The 6,343-nt window shown below is 75.0% G+C and carries 7 protein-coding genes and 1 pseudogene; 4 read left to right on the forward strand and 4 right to left on the reverse strand.

Features of this window, described 5'->3' with window-relative positions; translation table 11 throughout:
- Positions 1-87 precede the first annotated feature (87 nt).
- Positions 88-417 (reverse strand): hypothetical protein, encoded by a 330-nt coding sequence (locus ADY01_RS31160; RefSeq protein ID WP_049580073.1) that lies wholly within the window; start codon positions 415-417, stop codon positions 88-90.
- Positions 418-488: 71 nt separating this feature from the next.
- Here ADY01_RS31160 and ADY01_RS39465 point away from each other — a divergent pair, with 71 nt between their 5' ends.
- The gene (locus tag ADY01_RS39465) at positions 489-668 is read left to right on the forward strand and encodes a hypothetical protein (RefSeq protein ID WP_159001535.1); all 180 of its coding nucleotides are present in this window, start codon (positions 489-491) and stop codon (positions 666-668) included.
- 6 nt (positions 669-674) lie between these two features.
- Here ADY01_RS39465 and hutH read toward each other — a convergent pair whose 3' ends face one another.
- The 3 genes from hutH to ADY01_RS31175 all read right to left on the reverse strand — a co-directional run bounded on the left by hutH (position 675) and on the right by ADY01_RS31175 (position 4,362).
- Positions 675-2,252 carry a histidine ammonia-lyase gene (gene hutH / locus ADY01_RS31165; RefSeq protein WP_234320485.1) on the reverse strand — a complete coding sequence of 526 codons (1,578 nt, stop codon included), beginning with the start codon at positions 2,250-2,252 and terminating at the stop codon, positions 675-677.
- Between the two features lie 36 nt (positions 2,253-2,288).
- Positions 2,289-3,443, reverse strand: a complete 1,155-nt coding sequence (locus tag ADY01_RS31170) for a GGDEF domain-containing protein (RefSeq protein WP_049580075.1) — start codon at positions 3,441-3,443, stop codon at positions 2,289-2,291.
- Between the two features lie 115 nt (positions 3,444-3,558).
- Positions 3,559-4,362, reverse strand: coding sequence for an enoyl-CoA hydratase/isomerase family protein (locus ADY01_RS31175; protein ID WP_049580076.1), 804 nt, complete (start codon positions 4,360-4,362; stop codon positions 3,559-3,561).
- Positions 4,363-4,499: 137 nt separating this feature from the next.
- Between ADY01_RS31175 and ADY01_RS31180 the strand changes: the two genes are divergently transcribed.
- The 3 genes and pseudogenes from ADY01_RS31180 to ADY01_RS31190 all read left to right on the forward strand — a co-directional run.
- Positions 4,500-5,087, forward strand: coding sequence for a (2Fe-2S)-binding protein (locus ADY01_RS31180; protein ID WP_049580077.1), 588 nt, complete (start codon positions 4,500-4,502; stop codon positions 5,085-5,087).
- A gap of 13 nt (positions 5,088-5,100) precedes the next feature.
- Positions 5,101-6,078, forward strand: a complete 978-nt coding sequence (locus ADY01_RS31185; RefSeq protein ID WP_049580078.1) for an FAD binding domain-containing protein — start codon at positions 5,101-5,103, stop codon at positions 6,076-6,078.
- Positions 6,075-6,343, forward strand: a pseudogene (locus ADY01_RS31190) (xanthine dehydrogenase family protein molybdopterin-binding subunit); the annotation flags it as partial. The gene ADY01_RS31185 and the pseudogene ADY01_RS31190, both read left to right, overlap by 4 nt.

A 6,343-nucleotide genomic window follows, 5' to 3' on the forward strand; every position in this document is an offset into this window, starting at 1 on the left:
CGCCTACCCGGTGTCCGCACGGCCACGCCCCCCTCACACCTTCACGCCCTTCACGCCCCCCTGCCCATCAATTCTCGTCAGTGCTCGTCAGTCCTCGTCTTCGTAGTCGTCCCACGAGTCCTCGGGGTCGTACGCGACCAGCTCGCTGCTCCAGGACGCCTGCGCCAGGATCACCCCGGGCACCTCGGTGACCAGGTCGACCGGGTCGAGCAGGTAGGCGACGGCCTCGGCCTCGTCGCGCGAGACGGTCTGCGCGGCCTGGTCCCGCTCCTCGGGAGGCATCAGCTCGTCGCTCTCGATCCGCGCCCAGGCGGCCCGGATCAGCTCGTCGGGCTCGGTGATCTCCAGCACCATCTCCACGCGGACGCGAACGTAGCGCGTCGTCTCTTCCAGGCCCTCGGTCATGTCATCACTCATGCCCCGGAGGGTAAGACGCCCGGACACCGCCCCTTCCCCGCGACCCGCACTCGCCCGTAACATCGCTCCCCATGGACGGTCAGCCCCGCAGCCTCAATCGCCACCCGCTGATATGCGGCGCTGTCGCGGCCGGTGCCCTCTGTGTGGGGTGGCTGCTTCCCTCGGCCTACGCCGACGGCGACGACGCCCCGGGGACCAGCTCGGTCATCCCCGTCGAGCAGCCCGCCCTCGACCTCGACCAGGACCAGTAACGGGCCTCAGATCAACGGTCCGGTCGCCGACTCGGCCGCCGTGACCAGCGCCCCGCTCCGCACGAACGCCTCGGCCGCCGCCAGATCGGGCGCGAGGAAACGGTCCTCCCCCGCCCCGCGGACGCCCGCCGCACGCGCCGCCGCCACCACCGCTCGGGCCGCGGGCCCCGCGCCCGCGCCGGACGCCCCCGCTCCCAGGCCGTCGCGCAGGTCGAGGGCGCGGGTGGCCGCGAACAGCTCGATGGCCACGACGCGGGTCAGCCCCTCCACGGCCGTCCGCAGCTTCCGCGCCGCGGACCACCCCATCGAGACGTGGTCCTCCTGCATCGCCGAGGACGGTATGGAGTCGGCCGAGGCGGGCGCCGCGAGCCGTTTCAGCTCGCCGACCAGCGCGGCCTGCGTGTACTGCGCGATCATCAGCCCCGAGTCGACGCCCGCGTCCTGGGCCAGGAACGGCGGGAGCCCGTGCGAGCGGTTGCGGTCGAGCAACCGGTCGGTGCGGCGCTCGGTGATCGAGGCGAGGTCCGCCGCCGCGATGGCCAGGAAGTCCAGCACGTAGCCGAGGGGCGCGCCGTGGAAGTTCCCGTTGGACTCCACGCGCCCGTCGATCACCACCGGGTTGTCCACGGCGGCGGCCAGCTCCCGTTCGCCGACGGTGCGGGCGTGCGCCAGGGTGTCGCGGCCGGCGCCCGCGACCTGGGGGGCGCAGCGCACCGAGTAGGCGTCCTGCACCCGGGGCGCGTCGTCCTGGTGGTGCCCGGTCAGCCCGGAACCGGCGAGGATCTTCCGCATGTTGGACGCGCTCGCGGCCTGCCCGGGGTGGGGGCGCAGGGCGTGCAGGTCGGGCGCGAGCACCCGCTCGGTGCCGAGCAGCGCCTCCAGGGTGAGGGCCGCGGTGATGTCGGCGGAGGTGAACAGCCGCCCCAGGTCCGCGCAGGCCATGATCAGCATGCCGAGCATGCCGTCGGTGCCGTTGAGCAGCGCCAGCCCCTCCTTCTCGCGGAGTTCGACCGGCGCGATGCCGTGCTCGGCGAGGAGCGGCAGGGTGGGCCGGACCGTTCCGTCGGGGCCCTCCGCCTCGCCCTCGCCGAGCAGGGCGAGCGCGCAGTGCGCCAGCGGCGCGAGGTCGCCGGAGCAGCCGAGGGAGCCGTGCTCGTGGACGACGGGCGTGATCCCGGCGTTGAGCAGGTCGGCCATGGCGCGGGCCACCTCGGGGCGCACGCCGGTGTGCCCCGAGGCGACGGTCTTCAGTCGCAGGAACATCAGGGCGCGCACCACCTCGCGCTCCACGGGGGGCCCGAGTCCGGCCGCGTGGGAGCGGACGATGTTGCGCTGGAGCCTGGCGCGCAGGTCAGGGGTGATGTGGCGGACGGCGAGGGCGCCGAACCCGGTGGAGACGCCGTAGACGGGCTCGGGCCCGGCGGCGAGGTCGTCGATCACGCGGCGGGCGGCGGCCATCGCGTCGAGCGCGGAGGGGGAGAGCTCCACGCGGGCGCCGCCGCGGGCCACGGCGATGACGTCGTCGAACGAGGTTCCCGAGGTGCCCAGGACGACGCGGGCGCCTCCCCTGTCATGCATAGCCATATTCAGCAAGCCTAAGGAGTGAATCGACCCCAGTCATCAGGGGGTCGGATCATTCGGTGATTCGGGCGCCGGGGGGCGCCGCCCCCTCAGGCCGCGGCGCTCGCGCCCCCGCCCGCCTGGCGCGTCGGCGAGCGCCACCACCGGGTCGCCGGGGCCGCCGCGCCCCGCGACGACCGGGTCGGGCGACCCCGCGGCCTTGGCCTGGTACTGCGCGGCGTCCGCCAGCCGGAACAGGCGGCGGGCCGAGCGGACGGGGCCGATGTCCTCCCCGGTGGAGGCGACGCCGCAGGCCACGCCCGAGCCGAGGTCGAGCTCGCGGGCCCTGCGGCACACCTCGGTGGCGGAACGTTCCACCTCGGCCAGGCCGGCGCCGACGGCCAGCAGGCAGAACTCGTCGCCCCCCAACCGCGCGGCGAGCGCCCCCGGCAGGGACGCGCCGCACAGGGACAGCACCATCCCGAACCGTTCCAGCAGCCGGTCGCCCGCCGCGTGGCCGTAGGTGTCGTTGACCCGCTTGAGGCCGTTGACGTCGCAGACGACGAGGCTGATCACGGCACCGGTGGCGCGGTGGGTCTCCAGGGCCTCGTCCAGGCGTATGTCCACCGCGCGGCGGTTGGCGAGGCCGGTCAGCGGGTCGGTGAACGCCAGCCGCCTGGCCTCGGCGAGCCGCTCGTACTGGACCAGGCCCGACGCCACCACCGCGGCGAGGACGGCGGCGAAGTCCGCGTCGCCGCTGCCGGGGGCGGGGGCGCCGCGGGCGCGCGCCACGGAGAGCTCGCCCCAGGCGCGGCCGTGCAGGACGATCGGGGCGACGACGCAGGCGCTCCTGCCGCGCCGCCGCAGGGCCGCGGCCCTGCGGCTGCCCGGGGTCGCGGCCGACTCGATCCAGGCGCGCGGCTCGCCGCCCCTCACCCAGCTCTCGGGCTCGAACCCGGCGATCTCCGGGAAGTCGTGCACCGGATACGACTCGTCGGCGGGGAACTCCTCCTCCCCCTCGGCCAGCTCGCCCGTGTTGACCAGCACCCGCAGCCTGCCGCGGGCCGGCTCGAAGACGGACACGGCGGCGAACGCCCCGCCCAGCGCCTCCCTGGCCCCCTCCGCCGCGGCGAGCGCCACCTCGGGCAACGCCTGCGCGGCGGCCATCCTCTGCGCCAGCTCCACCACGGCCCGCAGCCGGCTGTCGTCACCCATACGCCCAGGCTAGGGTCGTTCTTCCCGCTTTGGTCCGTTCAACTACTCCCCTCCGGGGCCGACCCGGGGGCCCCTCCGCTCGGGGTCGGGCTCGGGCTCGGGGTCGGGCTCGGGGTCAGGGGGAGGGCCGAGTCTCCCAGCGGGGCGGGCGCTTCTCGTTGAACGCCGCCACGCCCTCCGTGCGGTCGGGTGAGAACGCCACCGTCCGCCAGGCCGCGTCCTCCACCTCCAGGCCCGCCTGGAGGCCGAGGCCGGAGCCCGTGCGGAGGGCGCGTTTGGCGGCGCGGAGGCCGATCGGGGAGTTGGCCGCCATCCGCGCGGCCAGCGCCAGGGCCTCCGCCCGCGCCCCGCCCGCCGCCGTCAGCACGTCGACGAGCCCCAGCTCGCGCGCCTCGGCCGCCTCGACCCGGCGCCCGGTGTAGATCAGTTCCGCCGCCCGCGCCGCGCCCACCCGCCGGGGCAGAAGCTGCGTGCCGCCGCCGCCGGGGATCACGCCAACCGTCAGCTCGGGCAGGCCGACCACGGCCGTCGGGTCGGCCACGATCACGTCGCAGGACAGCGCCAGTTCGAACCCGCCGCCCAGCGCGAAGCCCTCCACCGCGGCGATCGCGGGCACCGGCAGGTCGAGCACCGCCGTGAACCCGGCCCGCAGCACCACGCGGTGGCGGCCGAACTCCGCGTCGCTGAGACCGTTGCGCTCCTTCAGGTCGGCGCCCACGCAAAACGCCCGCTCCCCCGTGGACGCGAGCACCACCGCCCGCACCGAGCCGTCGGCCGCCAGCTCCGCGCAGGCCGCCGCCAGCCCCCGCGCCAGCTCCGTCGAGATGGCGTTCATCGCCCGGGGCCGATCGAGCAGCAGCTCCGCCACATGGCCGTCCCGCCGGACCGCGATCCACTCCCCGTACCGCCGCTCGTCCATGGTCTCCCCTGGCCCTCGTCCCGGTCCTCGTCCCGGGTCCGGCGCGCGCCGGACCCGCCAGACGATAGCGGCCGATCACTACACTCAGGCACGAATCAATCAGACATAAACCCCATAACGCCCGAGGAGACCGACTGGTGACCACCCAGAAACCGACCCCCGCCCGCTCCGCCGCGACGGACCCGCTCCCCGTCCGCGGCCCAGGACCGGTCCATGTCAGCCTCATGGTCAACGGCGCCGAGCACACCATGGAGATCGAGCCGCGCGTCAGCCTGCTCTCCGCCCTGCGGGACTCCTGCCGGCTCACGGGCGCCAAGCGCGGCTGCGACCAGGGCACCTGCGGCGCCTGCACCGTCTGGGTCGACGACCGCCGCGTGCTCGCCTGCCTGACCCTGGCGATCGGCTGCGAGGGACGCGCCGTCACCACCGTCGAAGGGCTCCAGGAGCTCACGGACGGCACCCGGGACAGCGACCGGTCCGGGGACCGGACCCGGGACCGGTCCGGCGACGAACTCCACCCGATGCAACGCGAGTTCATCGCCCATGACGCGTTCCAGTGCGGCTACTGCACGCCCGGCCAGCTCATGTCGGCCGTGGCGCTCGTCCGGGAGGGCCACGCCTCGGACGACGCCGAGATCAGGGAGTGGATGAGCGGCAACCTCTGCCGCTGCGCCGCCTACCCGAACATCACCGCCGCCATCCGCGCGGCCCGCGACCAGGTATGAGGAACTGCTGATCATGCGCCCCATCGCGTACTCCCGCGCCACGGCCGTCTCCGACGCCGTGACCGCCGTGACCGCCGACCCCGACAGCGCCTACCTCGCCGGCGGGACCACCGAGATCGACCTGCTGCGCCTGCACGTCCTGACCCCCGGGCGGCTCGTCGACATCAACGCGCTCCCGCTCACCGGCATCGACGAGACCCCGGGCGGGGGCCTGACCATCGGCGCCACGGCCCGCATGAGCGACGTCGCCGCCTCCCCCGCCGTCCGCACCCGTTTCCCGCTGCTCGCCCAGGCCCTGGAGCAGGGCGCCTCCGCCCAGCTGCGCCACATGGCCACGATGGGCGGCAACCTGCTGCAACGGACCCGCTGCGGCTACTACCGCGACGTCGAGTCCCCCTGCAACAAGCGCCGCCCCGGCAGCGGTTGCGGCGCCCTGCGCGGCGTCAACCGGGGCCACGCCGTCCTCGGCACCAGCGACCACTGCATCGCCACCCACCCCTCCGACGCCGCCGTGGCCCTCACCGCCCTCGACGCCCTCGTCCACACCAGGACGGGCAGGGGCGAGGGCTCGTACCACATCGACGACTTCTTCCTCCTCCCCGGCGACACGCCCCACCGCGAGTTCCCCCTGGAACACGGCGAGTTGATCACCGCCATCGAGATCCCCGACACCCCCACCGCCCGCACCTCGACCTATCTGAAGATCCGTGACCGGGAGTCCTACGAGTTCGCCCTCGTCTCCGTCGCCGCCACCCTCACCCTGGAGCGCGGCCGGATCAGCGGGGTCCGCCTCGCGCTCGGCGGCGTCGCCACCACGCCGTGGCGCGCCCGGCGGGCCGAGCGCCTGCTGCTCGGCGCCGCCGCCGACCGGCGCGCCTTCGCCGAGGCGGCCCGCGAGGAGATGGCCGACGCCACCCCCACCCCCATGAACGCCTTCAAGGTCGAGCTCGCCCAGCGGGCCGTCGTCCGAGCCCTGGAGTCCCTGACATGACCGCAGTCCCCACGGCGGAACCGGCCACCGCGGCCGTCGGCCGCCCCCTCGAACGGGTCGATGGCCGCCCCAAGACCACCGGCGCCGCCCGCTACGTCTCCGACGTCACCCTGCCGGGCCTCGCCTTCGCCACGCTCGTCGGCGCCCGCATCGCCTCCGGCCGGATCACCGCCGTCGACCCGGCCGGCGCGCTGGACGCGCCCGGCGTCCTGGCCGTTCTCACCCACGAGAACCTGCCCCCCATAGCCTTCCAGCCGCGCCTCGT

Source organism: Streptomyces sp. SBT349, assembly GCF_001083795.1.
Lineage (GTDB): Bacteria > Actinomycetota > Actinomycetes > Streptomycetales > Streptomycetaceae > Streptomyces.